Source organism: Clostridium sediminicola, assembly GCF_050402865.1.
Taxonomy (GTDB): domain Bacteria; phylum Bacillota; class Clostridia; order Clostridiales; family Clostridiaceae; genus Clostridium_AF; species Clostridium_AF sediminicola.
Window position 1 is genome coordinate 24,627 of sequence record NZ_BAABMF010000012.1, and the last position, 20,132, is coordinate 44,758.

Sequence of the window (20,132 nt, forward strand, 5' to 3'; positions counted from 1 at the left end):
CTCCTAATGATTATGGCCATCCCCATAGAGAAGTGATGAAGAGATTAATGGAAGATCATATTCCTTTATTAAGAACAGATCAAAAGAATTCTATTGTTGCAACTAGTAATGGTAAAGAGATAATTTTCAATTCTAGTACAGGAGGTAGTATTAGAAGATATCAACCTGGTAATGATTCTGTGGAGAATATTTTATCTGAAGTTCAATCATCTGAAATTGAAGAATCTATTGAATCTAATTATGGTATAGAAATAACTGATATAGATAGGATAAATGAAATAGTTACTATTAAAAATACTTTTGATAAAGATGTAAATTTAGAAGGATGGACTTTAGTTTCTGTAACAGGAAATCAAAAATATGTTTTTGATGATTATATTATTGAAGCGGGAGATTCAATTACTGTTGCTCGTGGTAAAGCTGAAGGAGATATTAAGTGGTGTAAGAGTTATATATGGAACAATGTGAGTGAGGATAAAGGAAAGCTCATTGATCCTAATGGGAATATTGTTTGTAATTTTAATTAAAGAAAAGGGCGTGGTTAAAATGAAAAGAACTTTTCCAATATTAATCTTAGCATTAATAGTAGTACTAGTATTAAGTGGATGTACCCAAAGTAAACCTGTTATAACCATAGATGGTATATTAAGAACCATAACAGAAGAGGAATACGAGAATATATATACCGATGATATAGAAAATCCTCAGATTGAAAACTTTAAATATTATGAGTTAAGAGTAAAAGGTAATAATCTTAAGAATATTGAATTAAGAGATGTAATTGTTCCTGAATTTAAATATATATCGAAAGAGTTAAATGAATATAATTCTGATATATGGGCTCTAGGTAATACTCTTATTCAAGATAATACTAATGAAGATTTTTTTGTTTATGAATATAAGGTATTGCTTAATATGACTGAAATAACAGCTGATGAATTGAAAGATGTTCTAGATGAATTTGAAGTGAAAGTACATATTGAAACTAAAGATGGTTATGAAATCAAAGAGGAATATAATCTTGGCGAGGAATTGAAATTATAAAATTGCGTTAATTAATGTGAAAAGGTAAATACATATGAAAATCTGGGAGGATTACTATGAAATATTTTTTAGTCTTATTATCTGCAGCAATACCCCTTACTGAACAAAAAATTGCTATTCCCATAGGTATAAATGAATTTAATTTAAATCCAATAAGTGTTTTCTTTTCAACTTGGATAGGATGCTTGCTTCCTGTTCCATTTATTCTTATTTTTTTCGATAAAATATTCCAATGGCTGAAGACTGTAGAATTCTTTAATGGATTTACACGCTTTGTTGATAATAAACTAAGAAAGAATACTAAACATATGGATAAATATAAAGAGCTAGGGTTAATAATATTTACTGGAATCCCATTACCTACAACTGGATTATGGACAGGGAGTGCAGTTGCAGTATTTTTAGGATTAAATAAGAAAAAATCTATGATATGTTGTATAATTGGATCTTTTATTTCAGGTGTGATTATCAGCTTTGTAGCAATATATTTTCCGCACTTATTATAATTATTTATTGTGTGTTAATTAAATTTTAGAAGGGGGCTATACCTAAGTATTCAACTGTTATGTTTTGTTATGTTTTTTATATCAGATTTATAATTTAGATATGCAAGGAGGATCATTTGAAAACTAAATACATACCGATAGTAATATTAATCTTATTAGTAGCATTTATCTCTTATAAAAATCAAAAAGTAGAAAACTTAGCATTAAAAGATGTTTCTTCTATTGAATTTCATTATTATGGAACAAAGAAATTAACTTATATAAAAGATGAAAATCTAGAACAAATGAAAGAATTCATTTCTATGTACAATAAAGCAAAATATTATGATAATACTGTAGGTACAACTCCCAGCATTACGGTTCTAATTACACTAACTAATGAAGAAAAGATTACTGTTTGGGGCGGAACACAAGGGTTTCAAACAGTTGAAATGAAAGGTAAGCAATTTAACATTAAGGGTAAAAAATTAGGGGATTATTTTAAAGAATTAAACAAACAATATGATTCTTAATATTTATAATTTGATAAACTACAGAAAAAGAATGCGAATTAAAGGGAGTGATTTAATATGATTTTAATTTATGCAATAATTTTTTTCTATATACTTTACTATATAGTTAGAGGGGCAGTTGAAGAGGGAACACTTAAAGCATTAAGAAAATATGATAGATTAAAAAATCAGGAAAATAAAGGCGAGTAGATTCCTTCAAAATAGTAAGATATTATGGACTAATTAAATAAGAGGAGAGATTTTATGAGGATAAGAAAGAATTTATTAATATCTTCAGTTATAGTAGTTCTAATAACAGTACCTTTATTACCTTGTTTTTATAGCGCTGGATACCAATTTATGTTCGGATATCCACTTCCTTATTTCACTATTTATGATTATGCCCTCATAATGAAATACTTTTTGGGAGAATACATATACATACATTAAGTTTTATCGTGGATATAGTATTAGTATATTTGTTATTTATTTTAGTGTCTTTTATTATAAATAAGTTGAGAAATAATAAAATACAAAATACATAATATTCTTTTATTCCGTCATATTTGTTTAATAATACGGAGAAAAATAACTCATTATAATATTATGGGAGGGGTGAATACTTATGAATTTATTAGGTATTATTACAATAATATTAGGTATAATTTATTTGATATATTCTATTTTATTCAGAAACAAGATTACATACTACAATAGAAGTTTTAAAATAATAGAAAATAAAGAAAAAGATTATTTTAGATTACAATTATATTTTTCTATCTTAAATTCATCATGGTTGTTAATAGTAGGTTTATTGACATTAATTTTGTTTTATTCAGAAATTAATTTTATTATATCGTTAATATTACCATGCTTAGTAGCACCGTTAAATTTCCATATCATTAATTATATTTTTAAAATCATTAGTAAACATAAAGGATATATTGAATATGAATGAAATTGGTTATGTTGCTGATTGATTCATTATTTTCTTAAGTTATGGCACAATAGTATGATATGGCGAAACCAATCAGTTTAGAGGGAGATTTTTATTATGCATATTCAGAAATGTAAAAATTGCGGTAATCAATTCAAATGGAAAGATATTGTTAAATCAATTTGGCGAGGGTATAAACCCATTAAATGTGATAATTGTAAGACTATACATTACATGAAATCATCTAGTCGTTCAATAATTGCTTTAATGTGCTTTATGATAAGTGTATTTGTAATTAAATATTTTTTTTACAAAGAACCATTATTTATATATATTTTTCTTATTTCAATTTGTTATTCTTTGTTAGTATGTCTTGCACCATTTTTTACAAAATATGACATAGAAGATAAAAAAATTAAATAAATTTAAAATTTGTATTATGTCGTAAATTTCATATAGGGCGCAACAATGGGTCAACTTTAAGTCTAAAAGTTGACCTATTGATATTTTAATATAAATATTATCTTTTATGTAAGTATTAATATATGATCAATAGTTATTGATTCTGTTTTCTATATTCTTTCCCAATCTTATAAATCCCTTAGTTCTAGTTGGAATTAAAGTTCTAGTCCCTAGTAACCAGCATTGGAGGGTGGGTGGGCCGCTTCCGATTCATTTTGTGGAACAGCCATGGACGGCAAGTCCATAAAATACCGATTATCTTTTAATCTTTTAATCTTTTTCTTTTATTCTTTTGCACTCCATCGGGTACCCAAAAGAACAAATTGGAGGACTATACAGTTCTTAAGCTATAGCTGGCTTGAAGAATTGAAAGACAGATAGAGCTTTAGAACTGTTCAGTAAAACAAAGCAGTTCGTTGGGTGATGGGAATAGTGCCAGAATATGAATTAAAAGTATCCCAATTAGGTATAGGAGTAGTAACTGATGGACCACTATAACAATTAAATAAACATAATTATAATCATTTGTCTTTGGAAGTATTTGATAAAGAATCATTAAGTGATATAATGTAAATTAATGACATTGAATTTAACTAATGGCATTCACTAATTCTGTAGATTATTTCTAAGTTAACTTTGGCATCATCCTAGGAGATTCAACCGTGAAATTTAATTTATACATGTACTAAAATCTCGGGTATCAGGGAGTTAGGGTGCATATGTAAATTAATTATTGAGCTGAGATATCTCCAACCAAAGGTAGCAGTTAGGAATAAGCTTTTCCTTTTGTACAAACAAAGGATGGACAAGCTTGCTGTAATTTTTAAAGTGGACCAGCTTCATGTAAGCTAGTCCACTTGAATATTTACAGTGCTTGCCAATCCGTCCTGGTCTACTCTGATTATCTAATGCTAAAAGAGGCTGCACAGTTCTTAAGGTTCAGTTGACTTGAAGAATGAAAGTGAGCTGGAGCATTTAGAAATGTTCAGCCGATCAAGAGAATCCATTGTGAAACTTTATTTATACTTGTCCAAAATCTCAGGCTTCAGTGAGTTATGGACAAGTATAAATAAGTAGTTGAACTGGAATCTCTTATAATGTTGTAGTAAATGATACTGCAGTATTAAGTAAAATGCAGAAATCTAGTAAATAGCACAAAGGGGAAAAGCTTGGCATACTGGCACAGCTAGTATGTTTTGCTTGTCTCCTGGAATTGGTATTGAAGCTTTAGGAGAAACGAATAATAATGTAGTCTGAAGATGGGATAAGTAGAGATAGACAAGGAAAGGGTGGACAAGTTCCTGACATTTCCTTATTTATCTTTAATATTCTAATTAGTTCACAATTTATATAATAGATGACGTAGCTATTGAAATTGAATAATACGGTATTAAAAAATAAAATAATTACTATTATAGAAATATGCTATAATCTCTATAGAGTTAGTTAGAATTTATAAGATTATATGAATCAAAAATTTTTATATTAGGGGAGGTTATATCGTTGAAAGAATATACTCTGAATGTGAATTATATAATTGACGATATACTGTCTGTAATACCTACAAAAGTGATTTATCAACAATCAAATAAAAATGAAATACAGAACATTCATTATGAAATCAATTTTGAAAACCATCGTTTTATATCTAATGCATCTGATGATACTGAATTTGCAATAATTAATTTACAGCGAGTAATTCCGCCAAACATAAGCATTGCGTGCTGTCAATCTTGCAGACATGGTAATTTCTGTCCATACGGTGATAATGATAATGAAATCTTTTGTTTAAAAAACATGATATTTAATAATAAGAGTGAAATATGTAAAATTTTTACAGAAGATTACGATGTTCTTAGAAAAAGGAGCCGAAAACTTCTTGATTTTTGCACAGATTATAAACCTATATCTCATAATGTGTATTATACATACAATGATTGGGGATTATGAGCATAATCTTCATTTACAGTTACAACGTAACAGTAAGGTATGGTGTAATAATTCATTTGATAATCATGGAAAGTAAATCTAAATATATTTTTAGGAGGTAACTATGAATAGTGATTTAAACCAAGAAGAAGAGAGTTATGTCATAGATTCTCCTTCGCCAAACGATAAGTGGACTACTGTTTTTGAGGATAATGGGGAAACTGGCTATATGTACTTATGTAGTTCTAACGAAGATGGAGAGTTTAATCAAATAGTTGATCATCTATGGATCTATAATAAAATAAATCCTCCAATAGAAGAATGTAAAAATGTCTTTATTATATGGTCAGACGATTCAAACAGAACTGGATTAATCGTAGATGGTGAATGTTGGGGGATATTTGATTTATCCAGAAAAAGAAAACTAAATGCTCCAAGAGAAAAAAATATGATTACTTCAATAGAGCGGGAAGCATGGGACAATGGTATTGGAGAAAATAAAGGTGAGCCTTTAAGACTGGATACTATTTAAGGTACAATCTTGTCATATGGGAGGTTATATATATTGGAAGAAAAAACTTTATTTGAATTGGTAGATGAAGTTGAAGATGAAAATACGTTCATAGGTTTCATTGAGGTATTAATGAAAGACAGAATTAAAAACAAAGTAATTGATGAATGGCAAAATGATACTATTGAAGGGTTTTTAGATTCGGCTTGTACGTGGGCGAAATGTTCAAAAAATGGATTGAAATTTTATAAAAAGCCAAATAACCCATGGAAAAGGTGTGCTCAAATAATCTATATGGGGAAAATTTATGAGTAGATTAATGTGAATGATTAATTTGTTTCACAATATTCTTAATCTATGACGCAACAGTAAGAGATAATGCTTTATACATTTATTACTCAAAACATAATTACTACATAGCATAGTTGTATTGGCTCGTATACGAAAATAAAAAAATATAGTTGGTGAGAGAAATCAGAAATATAGAAAATAATTTAGAAATAGAACTAAATAAATTTTGGGATTGGTCAGGTAAATCACCAGAACAATACTCTATGGACAGAGGTTATGGTGAATGGGAAGTTGATTATCCCAATTGGATACCTCTTATAATTTGTTTCAATAATGCCGTTAGATTTATTAAAAGAGGACACAACTCGGAAAGATTGGTTAGTTTATTGTTAGATGTAATTGCCTTAGATAATGAGGGAGAAACACTGCTTGATGAATGTGTAACATCGTTAGATGATAATGATTTTGAATTCATTATCCAGTGTTCAATTACACATATACAAAGTGAAGCAAGATGGCAAATTGCATCAATGATTGGAATAAAACAGAAGAAGAAATGGGAAAGATATTTATTAAAATTTATTGAAGATAATAATAAATATGTTCAAAGGAGAGCTCTATTGGCGCTATATAATTTTGATGTAAAGAAAGCTACTACTATTGCTCTTCTGAAAATCAAGGATGAAGATGAGTATATGCGTTTAGCTTCACTAGATATACTATATCTATCAGGTTATGAAAATTTGGTAGATGTTATGAAACTTCTTAAATATGATAAGTCATTGATCATACAACAAAAAATTAGAGATATAAATAAAAAGTAGCTTGATATGGGTGCGTCAAGACATAATAAAAGAGATATGTGCATTAGTATAGAGAAAATTATAGTTATTGAATATTCTTATTTAACGATTCAACTATGAAAAGCGAATAATTTATTAAAGTACTGTATGATTTTTGTAATTTTATGGTATTTTTGCGTCGTACTTCAAATCACTTCAAGAATATAGATTCTAATGTTTATGGAGTTTTTTTGATTGGTTAAACAATTCAAAAAAGGTAGATAGATTAGATATAGATATTGTAATTGTTCATCCTTTATGGAATAAGTTAATAGCTTAACAAAACAATGAATTTGATTTAGAATAGTAGGTAGAAAGCAGATATCTAGCAGAATTTAAATTAAATTTGCTTAGTTGATAATTAATAAAAAGGGGACAATGAAATGATAAATAAAACCAATAATTCAAAAGGAATGTTTGCAAAGATCTCAATATTATTAATGCTGATATTTGCCATGATTAATATAACAGCATGTCAAAATAATTCACAAAAAACTATATCAAATGATATAGTAAGTGAAAATACAAGTGAAGTAGACAATGAAAGTAAAGGTACCAAAATTTCTGAAACTGTTGTTGATTCAGATGATAATCTAAGCGGTAATTTAAAAGTACATTATATAGATGTTGGACAAGGGGATGCAATTCTTATCCAGTGTGAAGATAAGTATATGCTTATAGATGCTGGAAAGAATGATAAAGCTGAGGTAGTTAAAGAATATTTAAAATCACAATATGTTGATAAATTAGAATATGTCATTGCGACACATCCACACGAGGATCATATTGGTGGTATAGATGTTGTTATAGATAATTTTGATATTGGTAAAGTTATTATGCCTAAAGTAACAGCAACAACAAGGACTTATAAAGATGTGATTAATTCTATAAAAAATAAGAATTTGAAGATAACTGTACCTAAAGTTGGGACAAGCTATAGCTTAGGAGATTCTACATGGGAAATAGTAGCTCCAAATGCTAGTGATTACGAAGATACTAATAATTATAGTGTTTGTATCAAGCTTACCTTTGATAATAATAGCTTTTTATTTACTGGGGATGCTGAAGATGTAAGTGAAAAAGATATGATTAATAATGGAATAGATCTTAGTGCTGATGTTTTAAAATTAGGCCATCACGGTAGTAGATCATCAACAACAGAAGAATTTCTTGCTGCAGTAAAACCGAAGTATGCAATAGTAAGTGCTGGAAGAATGAATGACTATGGCCATCCCCATAAGAAAGTAATTAATAGATTAGAAAGTGACGGTATTCCTGTATATAGAACTGATGAATGTTCTACTATAATAGCTATAAGTGATGGTGAAAATATTACTTTCAATTGTAATCCTGGAAGTTATTTATCAGGTAATGATTCAGAGAATAATAATTTTAATACAGATAGTAATAATGATTCTAATTTAGGTAATATGAATCAAGAAGAGAACAGCTCAACTAATTCTAACAGTGGTATTGAAATTATTGATATTGATAAAGTTAAAGAAATTGTAACTATTAAAAATAATTCTGATAAAGATGTAAATTTAGAAGGGTGGACTTTAGTTTCTGTAACTGGTAATCAAAAATATGATTTTGAGGATTATATTATCAAGGCAGGTGATTCAATAACTGTTGCCAGTGGTAAAGCTGATGGTGATATTAAATGGAGCAAATCTTATGTATGGAATAATGAGAGTGAAGATGAAGGTCAGTTAATAAATAGTAAAGGAATGATAGTTTCATATTTTAAAGAATAAAGTATAGGAGAGGTTAAAATGAGAACATACTACTGTAATCCTAAATGGTGTGATAAGAAAGAAACGTGTAATTTACATATTATTAAACATTTTGGTAGTGGAGAAAAAATAGCAGAAGACATGAGTGATATATGCTTACCTAAATATAGACTATATATAGAAGGCGATTTTTATAAAGCTTTTCCTAATAAATATTACTTTACAGAGTTGCTTAATTTTTATGATAATATTTGTCCTGGAGAAGGATGTGGAAAAAGAGAAATATATTATAAAAGAGATGTTGTTGGACCTTCAAAGATTGAATGTAAATTAGGAGAAAAATTCACATGTGAACATTCTAAACATCCCGATAATGAACCTCCATTATGTATTTTAAAAGATCTTAAAGAGAAAGGTTATATCAGTAATACTGATAACAAACAGATTAGGGAGGATGAAGATTAAAAAGAGTATGAGTATAGATTAGAAAAGGTGAAGTGAGTTAAGAGGTTAAAATTTTTATTATTGTTATCAGAAAGAGGTGTTAAATGATAAAACCTAAGTATAATATTTTTGGTTTTTCGAATCTTATGGATGGAAAACTAAGAGAAGAAGTTGAAAGGCAATTAAGTGATGATATTAGACATTATGGAATTAATAATCAAATCTTAAAATATGACTGGTCTGAAAGTTGTATTGAGGGAAGATGTTCAAGAGTGGGTGATAGTTGTATTGATAATTATTCTGATATAAAAGTTTTTAACTCCATGGATGAAATTATTGCAGATGGTTGGGTAGATTTTATTCATGAAAAGCAATTTGATTTATTTATTGTTTATTGGGATCAACTGGATTTATATGAGAACGGAAAGGTAAAAGAAGTTAAACAGTTTGGAGTACCAGAATATATCTATGAAAAATTACCTAACGATTTAAAAATAAAATATAGTGAAAATGTAGTTTACATTGATTCAAAATAGTATGATTAATTTTTTGAATATTATGAAACACTAGATACTTTGAAATAAGGTGAGGTAGATAATTTGGATAGAAGAATTCTGTAGATGTTTTTTATTATTTATCTGATATAAAGGGAAATCACAATGTGGGTACACTTTATCTAAGATACCAATAGAGTTAAAACGAAGGGGTGGACAAGCTTGTAATGTTGATATATGTGCTTGTCACTGAAAGTACATGTACATGAAATCAAATATTGGAAGCATGTCCACCCCGCCCCAGTCTAATGTAGTAAATCAGGTATTCTAGCAAAAGGGTGGGTGGGCTGGATTCTAATGCACTTATTTTAGATACGGAACAAAAGGACAAAGGAGGAAATGCGTTGTGATATGCGTGTCCCCTTTGTCCTTTTGTGGAGTATCTAAAATTTCCTTAAATTCATTTAAATCTTTTGCACTCCATCGGGTACCCAAAAGAATAAATTGGAGTTGATTTATCTATCCGACAATGCAGTTTGTTGGGTGATGGGAATAGTGCCAGAATATGAATAGAAAGTATTAAAATTAGGTATAGGAGTAATATCTATATAACCAATAGAACAATCAAATAAATATAATTATATTATTTCTTGTAGTATTTGATAAACAATTATTAAGTGATATAATGTAAAATAATTACATTCACTAATTCTGTAGATTATTTCTAAGTTACCTTTGGTAACATCCTAGGAGATTCTACTGCGAAATTTAATTTATACATGTACTAAAATCTCGGGTAACAGCGAGTTATGGTGCATGTGTAAATTAATTATTGAGCTGAGATATCTCCAACCAAAGGTAGCAGATAGGAATAATCTTTTCCTTTTGTACAAACAAAGGATGGACAAGCTTGCTGTAATTTTTAAAGTGGACCTGTCTGCATTATAGATTCTACCGTGAAATTTAATTTGAATATGTCAAAAATATCAGTCATTAATGATTTTTTGACATGTTCAAAATATTTACTGAACTGAGATATCTATTGTAGGCTAGTACACTTTAATAGTTACTTAGCTTGTCAATCCGTCCTGGTCTACTCTGATTTTCTGATAATAAAAGAGGCTGTACAGTTCTAAAAGGTCCAGTTGACTTGAAGAATGAAAGTGAACTGGACCTTTTAGAAGTGTTCAGCCGAAAATACTGTTGGTGAAGAAGTTACTGCAGTGATTAAGTAAAATGCAGAAATCTAGTAAATAGCACAAAGGGGAAAAGCTTGGCATACTGGCGAAGAGAGTATGTTTTGCTTGTCACCTGAAACTTTTATTGGCACTATAGGAAAAACGATAAATATTGTAGTCTGTATATAAAGAAGAAACAGGACAAGAATTGCATGCTGTGGTAGATAGCTTGTAATTCTTGTCTTGATGGTGGAATTATATAATCAAGAAATTATTTAAGAGCTTATTTGGTGTAAGCAATTTAGCTTTTAAATAATTCTTCCTTATTCAAATCATTTCTGGGCTAAGGGAGTATTCAAATGTAATATCAGCTTGCTGTAATGGAATTTGTATGCTTCTTTAGCCCAGGTATTTATCTTCTTATTTACATACATTTAATAAGTATTTTTATTGATAATATTATCTATATTGTATATAATTTAGTAAAAAGATTATGATTTCTTAATTCATCTTCGTAAAATATCATGAACTTTTAAAAGGGGAAAAATTGATGAATAATCAAGATAATAATAAAGAATTAAATCCTTTAGAAAAACAGTTAAAAGAAATAAACGAATGTCAAAAGAACGCTAACAATCCTGGTTATTTTGTTGGATCAGGTAAAGTTCCAATTCCTTCAAAAAATTTGCTTAATTCACCAATAGTATCCTTGATTATAGGTTCTACATTTCTAATACCTACAATATGTGATTTAGTTAGTGATTTTAGTATTCAAACTATACTTGGTAATGTAATTGAAATTATAATAGGACTAGGGTTTATTATTGGAGGTATTATTCGATTATTAAAAAAAATTAAATAAGTTCACCTTATTCATATATAGTGAATTTAATTTAAGAAGAGGGTGATTGAAATTGGAAAATAACAGAAACATTAGTTTGATTTATTTATTTAGTTTTATATTTATTATTATTGGAATAGTAAAGGAACTTACTACTAAACGACAAAACCGTTTAGCAATATGGAATAAAATGAAAAGTAAAGGATTATTGTCTCATATAGTTAAAAAGGGGTTATTTTGTTATGGAGCAATTAGCTTTCTTATAGGGGTATTTTATCCATTTATACGGTTTGGTTTTATTTATAAAGAAACATTTAAAGGTTGGTTTATTCTTGTGAGCATTGGAACACCTTTGTATGGAATAATTATGAGTTATATTGAATGGAAATATTATAAAAAAAAATGCGAATGAAGCATTGTATTATGGACTTTTGAGAAACAAATAGCAAAAACAGTTAAAATAATTAATAAGATTTATGGTTGTAGTCGTTTCATCTTTTTCATATAAGGCGAAATAATGGGTCAACTTTCAATATTTAAGTTGACCCATTATTTATTCGATAAGCAACATTATTATAAGTATATTTTTAATTCATGTAACAATCTATGATCAATAGTTACTGATTCAGTTTTCTAGATGCTTTCCCAATCTTATAAATCCCCTCATTCTAGTTTGAATTAAAGTTCAAGTCTCTAGTAACTAGCATTGGAGGGCGGGTGGGAAGCTTCCAATTCATTTTGTGGAACTGCCTAGGAGGTTAAGTCCACAAAATACCGATTATCTTTTAATCTTTTTTCTTTTATCTTTTGCACTCCATCGGGTACCCATAAGAACAAATTGTAGGGCTATACAGTTCTTAAGCTATAGCTGGCTTGAAGAATTGAAAGACAGATAGAGCTTTAGAAATGTTCAGTAAAGATAAATCCTACGTAAACTTAATTTAGTCATGTCCAAAATCTGGATTTATGTCAATATAGTAGACACAAAAAATCGGACTTATCATGCAGATTTTTTTAGTTCATTTTCATATTCTTGAGGGGTGAGATACCCAATACTACTGTGAATTCTTTTTCTATTATACCAAGACTCAATATATTCGAATATTGCTAGTCTTGCAGCATCGAAATCATAATATGTAACTAGATTTACTTCCTCTTTTTTTAAGGAAGCATGAAAGGATTCTATACATGCATTATCATAGGGGTTTCCTTTGCCACTAAAGGAATGAAGCAGGTTATTTGCATCTACAAATTCTTTGAAATTACAGCTTGTATATTGTGATCCTAAATCACTATGAAGCACAACTTTATCAGTTGGCTTCTGATTCTTAATCGCATTATCCACAGCTTTTATAGCCATCTCTGTATCCATACTCTTTGAAAAAGAATAACCAATAATTTTCCTTGTGCATAAGTCCAAAACAGATGCTAAATAACACCACCCAGTACGAAGTGTATAAATGTATGTAATGTCAGTTACCCATTTTTCATTGAAAGTATTGGTAGAAAAATCTCTATTTAAAACGTTTTCTCTTTCTTCTACTTTATTCTTAGATGAATAGGGTTTAAATTTTCTTACAACAATAGATTTTATACTTAGTTTTTTCATTAATCTTTGAACTCTTTTGAGGCTGATTTTAAGTCCCTTAGCTATAAGAACTTTATGAACCTTAGGTGCCCCATAACGTTTTTTAGACTTATGGTATATTTTCAGTATTATATCCTCAAACTTTCTATTTTCGATACTTCTATTACTTTCGGTTTTATTTAAATATTTATAATAAGAGCTTCTACAAACACTAAGTAGTTTGCACATTATCTTAATATTATGCAAATGCTTATTTTCTTCTCGAATATGGCCATGGCCTTTTTTAATATTTCATTTTCCTCTTCAAGTCTAGGCATCTTTTTTAGCATTGCTTGATATTGAGCTACTGTTACTGCCTTATCATCATCTGCTTCATACTCCTATTGTTGATTTTGACACGCCATATTCGCTAGCTAATTCTCTTAATGTTTTACCAGTGTTATAGAGTTCCACTATAGTATTTTTAAATTCTTCTGAATAATATTTTGTTTCTTTTGTCATCTATAGACACATCCTTCCTTCATACATTTTATAGTGTCCTGATTTCTGTGTCTACATTATTATACTAACATCAACTTTTAAAATTGCTGTAAGCTTGTCCATCCTTCGTTTAGTACTATCTAGTAGTAAAGTAGTTGAATTGGTTGGATTTATTATTTAGTCTAGTTTTATTTGTAAAGATGAATATGCTTTTTAATAAGAGTAAGTATTTATATATTTTTTAGTATGTGGTATTCCTATATATAGTGATTTAGCATTTTATTATTTTACTTTTGGCACTATTTCCACCACCTAACGAACTTCATTATTTTGCTGAACTTTCTAAAGCTCTATCTGTCTTTCGATTCTTCAAGCCAGCTGTAGCTTAAGAACTGTACTGTCCTCCAAATTGTTCTTTTGGGTATGAAGTTGGTACTTTAGAATCAGAGGTTACTGTAAGGGAAGAAAGTACTTTATAGAGCATTTTATAAATGGGAAAGCAATTCAACTAAGGTAGAAAGAGTTAAAATAGGTGTTATAATTGTACATGGGGTAGGTGGACTAGCTTCCAACAAATGATAGCATGTACAAGCAATTATATTGTCATGCCCGTACAATCATGTTGCAAGCTGTTCTACCCGTAAAAGATGCCAATGAAGAAGGGCTTTGAGGGTCTAAAAATCAATTAAATTCATATCCCACCCGCCCAATGTCATCAACTTAAGAAAAGAGTTCTTTTTGATAAAAAGAATTCTTTTTTCTATTTGAATAAAGATTTATAGTACACTATTATAAGAACAGAATATATTTAAATGACAACCAGAGGTAAACTAATGATAAAAGCATTTGATAGAATAAGAGAAAATTTCAATAAAATAAGTTTAGATAGAATAAAAGATATAGGTAGAATGTCAGAAAGAGATTTTATAAGAAAAAGAAAAATGAGCTTCGAAGATATGACACGTATAATCTTAAATAAGAGAGGTAAAACAACTACTATGGAGATAAATAATTATTATAAGGAAATTAACAGAAGAGAGTTGCGAACAAGTAAACAAGCCTTTTCAAAACAAAGACGTAAACTAAATTCAAAAATGTTTATACAATTAAACAATGAATATGTTGAGTCAATTTATAAATATGCTGAAATTGGAAAGTTGAAAGATTATATTGTAACTGCAGTAGATGGAACCGTTTTGCAATTACCAAATTCAGAAGAATTGCGTAAAGAGTTCGGAGGACAAAAATCAAATAAAGAAGGCGTTAGATCTACAACAAGAGCTACTGCCTCAGGAATAAATGATGTAAAAAACAATATTATGATTGATGCAATAATAGATAAGTATAGTATGCCTGAACGTGAATTAGCTCAAAAAAAACATTGAAAATATGTACTCAATATTAGGAAAGGATAACAAGATTATTACTATCTTCGATAGAGGTTATTTATCTATCCAAATGTTACTGTTTTTAATGGATTATCCTATCTTTTATCTTTTTAGAGTTCAAGGAAATACTTTTAATTTTGAGCGTAAATCAATGAAAACAAATGTTGAACTAATACAATTAGAACTTTCATATAACAGGCTTGCAAGAATATCAGATATGAATATGAAGAATAAGGGAAAAGAACTTAAGTCTCTTTCAGTAAGAATGGTGAAGATAACATTGGAAACTAGTGAAGATGAGTATTTACTGACAAATATTCCATTTGAAGATGTAAATACAGAAGAAATGGGGAAATTATATTTTGAACGCTGGGGAATAGAGATTGCATATGATGTTATTAAGAATAAGTTATATATTGAAAATATTTCTGGTAAAAGTAAAATTATTGTTGAACAAGATTTTTATTCTCAAATCCTTGTATATAATATGGCAGAAGACCTAAAAAATGATGCTAATTTAAAAGTAGACAAGCAAAAAAATCCAAATTTGAAATATGATTATAAAGTCAATGTCAATGTTTTAGTAGGTACTTTTAGAGAATATATGATTAAACTAGCTATAGAAGAAAACCTGGAAGAAGCTGAACGATTACACACATGGATGTTTGAAGAAATCATGGGAAATTTGGTTCCTGTAAGACCAAATAGAAAATATCCACGTAAAGAATATAAAGGAAGGAATAAGTATAGAGACAATAATAGAAGAAATTCAAAACAACTAATTTATATGTATGAATTAACCATGTAATAATTATCCATTACATGGTCTTTTTGTGGTATTTAAAATTATATTTAAAACTTAAGAAATGCTTATTTTTGAAATTCGGAAAACATCAATATCCCTTAAGTTGATGACATTGCCACCCGCCACTCGCACTAGAAGTTGGGATAAGTAGAGATAGACTAGGGAAGCGTGGACAAGATCCTGACATTTCCTTATTTATGAGTTTAAAGGTGCAGTATTCTTTATGGAACGGTACAAGATTGCCCACCCTAGCTAGTTTAAAATAGTATATACAATATTCAATATTATTCTCATAAATTAAAAACATCTAAAGCCTTAAGGTATCGACCTTTATAATTTTAATTAGTTCTCAATTTGTATAAAAGGCGTACTAATTAATAAATATGTTAACACGAATAAGTTGTTCTTTGAAAACTGAATAATACGATATTTAAAAAATTAAAATATTTACTATAGTAGAAATATAGTGATGTAGAAATATGAGAAATCTGTTATAATTTCCATATGAGTTAATTAGAAATTGTAATAAAATGTGTATTATAGGAGGTCTCTATGAGAAACGAAGATATCTACTTAAAATTGATTGTGGAAGACAAAATAAATGGTGACAAGGATGGTTTCCATTGGAAAAGTCATGGTCGGACAGCAATGATATATTTTGTTGAAAATAATTCTATTGTACCTATCGAAGTTGAAATGCCAGGAGTAGAGTATCTCGATGTATTGGTTTATGGAGAAATAGAACATATTAAGAATAGATATTGTATTGATAATAATAAGTGGGAAGTAATTGCAATTGAAGATAGGTTTAGAATTCAAAATCTATTGGTACAATGGCTAAATAGCAAAAGTCTACGACATGATGTATATATCCGTAAATAATCTACAACCAAATCGGAATATAACATAATCTTCTTAAGTTACGACGCAACAGTAATAAATTACGAACTATAAAATGAATTCTATCAGGAGGGTTTATTATGAGTAACAAATTAACAGCAAGAGCAGATTTGATAAATGACAAGGTGAAATTTTCAGGAGTATCTCGTGATAATAATGAGGTGTTTATAGATGCTGTACAACCTTTAGGTGATGGCGATGGATATACTCCACTTGAGTTATTTCTTATGAGTTTAGCAACCTGCAGTGGAATGACTTTGGCTTTATTACTAAGGAATATGAGTAAGAATGTATCTGAAATAAACGTAATTGCATCAGGTGAAAGAAGAGAAACATTACCAAAATATTTTAAAAGTATACAATTGAGATTTGAACTTGCATCAAATGATGTACAGCCAAATGATATTGAAAATGCTATAAAAAATATGGAAGAATATTCATGTCCTGTTTGGAACATGGTAAAAAACAATATTGAGATAAGCAGTGAATATAAGATAAAATACCGATAAAAATAAAATGTATATTATAATATTTTATACACATTATTCTTAATTTGTGACGCAACAGTAAGATATGACGAAACTGTTACTTATGATTAATATGAATAAAAGAGTGTATAGACATTGTAAAATAAGGTGGGCTTTAACATGGAACTAAATATAAAACAAATGAATTATGATGAAGCAAAGAAAATTTCAAAATGGATTTATAAAGAATCCTATTCGATTTATAGTATGGATGAAAGTGATAACTGTATCAATGAACTTCTTAATGGTCATTATTTTTCAGTTTCGGACAGAGAAAATAATCTTGTAGGGTACTATTGCTTTGGTGAGTCTGCTCAAGTTCCAGTAGGGAACCGATTTGGTGTTTATGATTCCGAAGATATTACTGATATTGGTTTGGGAATAAAACCAAATCTGTGTGGTCAAGGATTAGGGCTTGATTTTTTAAGTAGTGGGTTAGAATTTGCCCGAAATAAACTATCGGCAAAAGGGTTTCGTTTGACAGTAGCAACTTTTAATCAACGTGCAATAAAAGTATATCAACGGGTAGGTTTCAAAAAAGTTAATTCTTTTGAAAGAATATCAGAGATTGGGAAAATTGAATTTTGGGTTATGATTCTATGTTAATAAGGAAATCAGTTAATTCACACCTTTCTTATAAGGCGCAATAACTATAAAACCAAATAATTTCTTCAAATACCGTATTATTCATTAATGGAATTTACGGTATTTTTATTTCGCAATTCAAATATAGTGTCTACTAAGCATTCATTAAAAATGCCTAGTAGACAACTTGAATAAAAGGCGTACTAATTAATAAATACGTTAACACGAATAATTTGTTCTTTGAAAACTGAATAATACGGTATTAAAAATGAAAATATTAACTATTATGGATATATAGTTATGTTAAATATGTTATAATTTCTATAGAGTTAGGTCGAAGTTATAAGATAAGATGAACATAAGAAAATTCTATATTTTATAATCAGGAGGGTATAATATGAAAAAGTTATTTTTTATATTAGGATTTACTTTAATATTGTTAATGTTGTTTGTTGGTTGCAAAAAAACGAATAATACTGTTTCAATAATTACTGACAGAAATACATATACTCCAGTAATGTCTTCTGCAAGGGGAATTAAGATGACACCCGATTTTAAATCTAAGAAGAAATATACTAAATTAGAGTATCATTGGATTACTGATTACGGAGAATTTATTAGCGATTTTGCTCATTTAGGAAAAGAGGTAAAAAATCAAGGTGAAACTGTATTGTGGAGTGCCATTGAAAATGATAAAGTTGTTGATATAAAAAGTCCTTTTAATATACAATTAGAAATCATTGATAGTGAGAAGCAAGAAATATTAGCGAATACAAAACTAACCATTAACCCTAATAAAGGTTTTTATGAGATAAAAAAAACAGAAATAGTATCGTCAAATCAATAACAATATTAATTCATATTCTTCATATAAGGCGCAATAACTATAAAACCGAATAATTTCTTAAAATACCGTATTATTCAGAAATGGATTTTATGGTATTTTTATTTCGCAATTCAAAGATACTACGAATTAATGGAAAACTTAAATAACGTATTGGTCTGTTTTTTCAAATTTTAGCAATAATGTCTAAGGTTAGATTGTGAACCTTTATAGCCCTTCTGTGAAATGATATTGTGTATAGTCTTATATGTGTTACCTTTTTGGTATAATTTGAAAATATTATCTTTGTATGGGTCCAATATACTTTTTTTTGTAGAACGACGAGTAACTGTTGGTGTAAAATCAGGGTCAATATATTTTTTAACAGTTCGTCTATCTAAAGCTAAGATTTCAGCTATTTTTGTCATAGAAGATTTCTTAGTATATAAATCTCTTGCTTTATTAACCAATTTCATTTTTCGCTTCGTTTTATTTCTTGACGCAACTCTAATGTATTTTTAAAATATACATCAAGTTCCTTTTTATTTAATGATAATAGTTTATTGAAAACATTTATATTCATATTTAATTGTTTGCAGACTAAACTTTTAGTAATCCCTTGTGAGAGCAACTCATTTGCTTTTTTCCATTTCTTTTCTAAAGTCAAATGTTTATTTTTTATTTCTATAGATAGGATTTTAGAACTTGAGGATGATTCATTCTTAAGTTCTTCACTAACAATAATACTAGCTTTAAATTTATTTTTTAAATAATCTTTACAATAATCGGTTAGATTTTTTAATAGATGAAAACGATCGCTTACTTGAATAGTGGAAGGATGTGGTAATGTAATTGCATTTTTATAAGTTATAGAACCATCTCTTGAAATGACTTGTAGATTTTTATAAGTACTTAACCATTGTTTTACATCTTCTAAATTTCTAGAATTGATGATATCAATAATTTTATGTGTTTCAATATCTATCATAATACTACCATACATATGTCTCTTTTTTATAGCAAAATCATCAATACATATCTTAGTGATAGTATCTTTATTTAGAATTTCCGTTCCTTTTTTTTAAGAGATTGCAAACTGTACTTTTACCCTCATCTTCTAATCGTTTTGTTTTTTTACCTTTGGGAGATAAAAAATCATAAGCTTCTGCAAAGGTTTTATGATTGCAATTAGGATTATTGCAAAACATTTTTCTATTATTAATGGTACTGTCCTCCAAATTGTTCTTTTGGGTACCCAGTGGAGTGCTTACTGGTACTTAATAAATAGAAGTTACTTGAAGGCAAGATAGTACTTTATAGAGCATTTTAT

Annotated in this window: 25 protein-coding genes and 1 pseudogene; 23 read left to right on the forward strand and 3 right to left on the reverse strand. The window is 28.6% G+C overall.

The features are described from left to right. The first annotated feature begins 35 nt into the window (after positions 1–35). The 17 genes from ACQ3F0_RS17580 (at position 36) to ACQ3F0_RS17660 (ending at position 12,118) form a co-directional block, all read left to right on the forward strand. The gene (locus tag ACQ3F0_RS17580; protein ID WP_428866675.1) at positions 36–527 is read left to right on the forward strand and encodes a lamin tail domain-containing protein; all 492 of its coding nucleotides are present in this window, start codon (positions 36–38) and stop codon (positions 525–527) included. 19 nt (positions 528–546) lie between these two features. Further along, entirely contained in the window at positions 547–1,044 is a 498-nt protein-coding gene (locus tag ACQ3F0_RS17585) for a hypothetical protein (protein ID WP_428866677.1), read from the forward strand. Between the two features lie 56 nt (positions 1,045–1,100). Continuing rightward, positions 1,101–1,550: a COG2426 family protein gene (locus ACQ3F0_RS17590; RefSeq protein WP_428866678.1), complete on the forward strand. Its 450-nt coding sequence runs from the start codon at positions 1,101–1,103 to the stop codon at positions 1,548–1,550. A 116-nt stretch (positions 1,551–1,666) separates the two neighbouring features. Next, the gene (locus tag ACQ3F0_RS17595; protein WP_428866680.1) at positions 1,667–2,062 is read left to right on the forward strand and encodes a hypothetical protein; all 396 of its coding nucleotides are present in this window, start codon (positions 1,667–1,669) and stop codon (positions 2,060–2,062) included. 57 nt (positions 2,063–2,119) lie between these two features. Next, positions 2,120–2,251, forward strand: coding sequence for a hypothetical protein (locus tag ACQ3F0_RS17600; RefSeq protein ID WP_428866682.1), 132 nt, complete (start codon positions 2,120–2,122; stop codon positions 2,249–2,251). Between the two features lie 54 nt (positions 2,252–2,305). Beyond that, a complete protein-coding gene (locus tag ACQ3F0_RS17605) occupies positions 2,306–2,491 on the forward strand; it encodes a hypothetical protein (protein ID WP_428866684.1) in 186 nt (61 codons plus the stop codon). Between the two features lie 175 nt (positions 2,492–2,666). After that, the gene (locus ACQ3F0_RS17610; RefSeq protein WP_428866685.1) at positions 2,667–2,999 is read left to right on the forward strand and encodes a hypothetical protein; all 333 of its coding nucleotides are present in this window, start codon (positions 2,667–2,669) and stop codon (positions 2,997–2,999) included. Positions 3,000–3,095: 96 nt separating this feature from the next. Next, the gene (locus tag ACQ3F0_RS17615; RefSeq protein ID WP_428866687.1) at positions 3,096–3,401 is read left to right on the forward strand and encodes a TIGR04104 family putative zinc finger protein; all 306 of its coding nucleotides are present in this window, start codon (positions 3,096–3,098) and stop codon (positions 3,399–3,401) included. 1,542 nt (positions 3,402–4,943) lie between these two features. Beyond that, complete coding sequence (locus tag ACQ3F0_RS17620; protein WP_428866689.1) at positions 4,944–5,390, forward strand: hypothetical protein; 447 nt, start codon at positions 4,944–4,946, stop codon at positions 5,388–5,390. Between the two features lie 103 nt (positions 5,391–5,493). After that, positions 5,494–5,901, forward strand: a complete 408-nt coding sequence (locus tag ACQ3F0_RS17625) for a DUF2251 domain-containing protein (protein WP_428866690.1) — start codon at positions 5,494–5,496, stop codon at positions 5,899–5,901. A gap of 33 nt (positions 5,902–5,934) precedes the next feature. Beyond that, positions 5,935–6,195 (forward strand): DUF7660 family protein, encoded by a 261-nt coding sequence (locus ACQ3F0_RS17630; RefSeq protein WP_428866692.1) that lies wholly within the window; start codon positions 5,935–5,937, stop codon positions 6,193–6,195. A gap of 149 nt (positions 6,196–6,344) precedes the next feature. After that, complete coding sequence (locus tag ACQ3F0_RS17635) at positions 6,345–6,995, forward strand: HEAT repeat domain-containing protein (RefSeq protein WP_428866694.1); 651 nt, start codon at positions 6,345–6,347, stop codon at positions 6,993–6,995. Positions 6,996–7,396: 401 nt separating this feature from the next. Further along, the gene (locus tag ACQ3F0_RS17640; RefSeq protein ID WP_428866695.1) at positions 7,397–8,770 is read left to right on the forward strand and encodes an MBL fold metallo-hydrolase; all 1,374 of its coding nucleotides are present in this window, start codon (positions 7,397–7,399) and stop codon (positions 8,768–8,770) included. Positions 8,771–8,788: 18 nt separating this feature from the next. After that, complete coding sequence (locus tag ACQ3F0_RS17645) at positions 8,789–9,214, forward strand: hypothetical protein (protein ID WP_428866697.1); 426 nt, start codon at positions 8,789–8,791, stop codon at positions 9,212–9,214. 83 nt (positions 9,215–9,297) lie between these two features. Next, entirely contained in the window at positions 9,298–9,729 is a 432-nt protein-coding gene (locus ACQ3F0_RS17650; RefSeq protein ID WP_428866699.1) for a hypothetical protein, read from the forward strand. A 1,686-nt stretch (positions 9,730–11,415) separates the two neighbouring features. Beyond that, entirely contained in the window at positions 11,416–11,727 is a 312-nt protein-coding gene (locus tag ACQ3F0_RS17655) for a hypothetical protein (RefSeq protein ID WP_428866700.1), read from the forward strand. A 52-nt stretch (positions 11,728–11,779) separates the two neighbouring features. Then, positions 11,780–12,118 (forward strand): hypothetical protein, encoded by a 339-nt coding sequence (locus ACQ3F0_RS17660; RefSeq protein WP_428866701.1) that lies wholly within the window; start codon positions 11,780–11,782, stop codon positions 12,116–12,118. Positions 12,119–12,706: 588 nt separating this feature from the next. Here the strand turns inward: ACQ3F0_RS17660 and ACQ3F0_RS17665 are convergent. After that, positions 12,707–13,795: pseudogene (locus tag ACQ3F0_RS17665) on the reverse strand (IS3 family transposase). Positions 13,796–14,607: 812 nt separating this feature from the next. Between ACQ3F0_RS17665 and ACQ3F0_RS17670 the strand changes: the two are divergent. The 6 genes from ACQ3F0_RS17670 (at position 14,608) to ACQ3F0_RS17695 (ending at position 18,826) form a co-directional block, all read left to right on the forward strand. After that, positions 14,608–15,159, forward strand: coding sequence for a hypothetical protein (locus tag ACQ3F0_RS17670; RefSeq protein ID WP_428866703.1), 552 nt, complete (start codon positions 14,608–14,610; stop codon positions 15,157–15,159). A gap of 4 nt (positions 15,160–15,163) precedes the next feature. Beyond that, the gene (locus tag ACQ3F0_RS17675; protein WP_428866705.1) at positions 15,164–15,970 is read left to right on the forward strand and encodes a transposase; all 807 of its coding nucleotides are present in this window, start codon (positions 15,164–15,166) and stop codon (positions 15,968–15,970) included. A 549-nt stretch (positions 15,971–16,519) separates the two neighbouring features. After that, positions 16,520–16,849, forward strand: a complete 330-nt coding sequence (locus ACQ3F0_RS17680) for a hypothetical protein (protein ID WP_428866707.1) — start codon at positions 16,520–16,522, stop codon at positions 16,847–16,849. Positions 16,850–16,947: 98 nt separating this feature from the next. Beyond that, positions 16,948–17,376: an OsmC family protein gene (locus ACQ3F0_RS17685; protein WP_428866708.1), complete on the forward strand. Its 429-nt coding sequence runs from the start codon at positions 16,948–16,950 to the stop codon at positions 17,374–17,376. 138 nt (positions 17,377–17,514) lie between these two features. Continuing rightward, on the forward strand, positions 17,515–18,000 hold the full coding sequence (locus tag ACQ3F0_RS17690; RefSeq protein ID WP_428866710.1) for a GNAT family N-acetyltransferase: 486 nt from the start codon (positions 17,515–17,517) through the stop codon (positions 17,998–18,000). A gap of 376 nt (positions 18,001–18,376) precedes the next feature. Next, positions 18,377–18,826, forward strand: coding sequence for a hypothetical protein (locus tag ACQ3F0_RS17695; RefSeq protein WP_428866712.1), 450 nt, complete (start codon positions 18,377–18,379; stop codon positions 18,824–18,826). A gap of 170 nt (positions 18,827–18,996) precedes the next feature. Here the strand turns inward: ACQ3F0_RS17695 and ACQ3F0_RS17700 are convergent, their stop codons facing one another. Both ACQ3F0_RS17700 and ACQ3F0_RS17705 read right to left on the reverse strand, forming a co-directional pair. Then, positions 18,997–19,278 carry a hypothetical protein gene (locus ACQ3F0_RS17700; RefSeq protein ID WP_428866714.1) on the reverse strand — a complete coding sequence of 94 codons (282 nt, stop codon included), beginning with the start codon at positions 19,276–19,278 and terminating at the stop codon, positions 18,997–18,999. Further along, positions 19,275–19,868 carry a transposase gene (locus ACQ3F0_RS17705; protein WP_428866902.1) on the reverse strand — a complete coding sequence of 198 codons (594 nt, stop codon included), beginning with the start codon at positions 19,866–19,868 and terminating at the stop codon, positions 19,275–19,277. The genes ACQ3F0_RS17700 and ACQ3F0_RS17705 overlap by 4 nt, the downstream gene beginning before the upstream one ends. Positions 19,869–20,132: the final 264 nt, after the last annotated feature.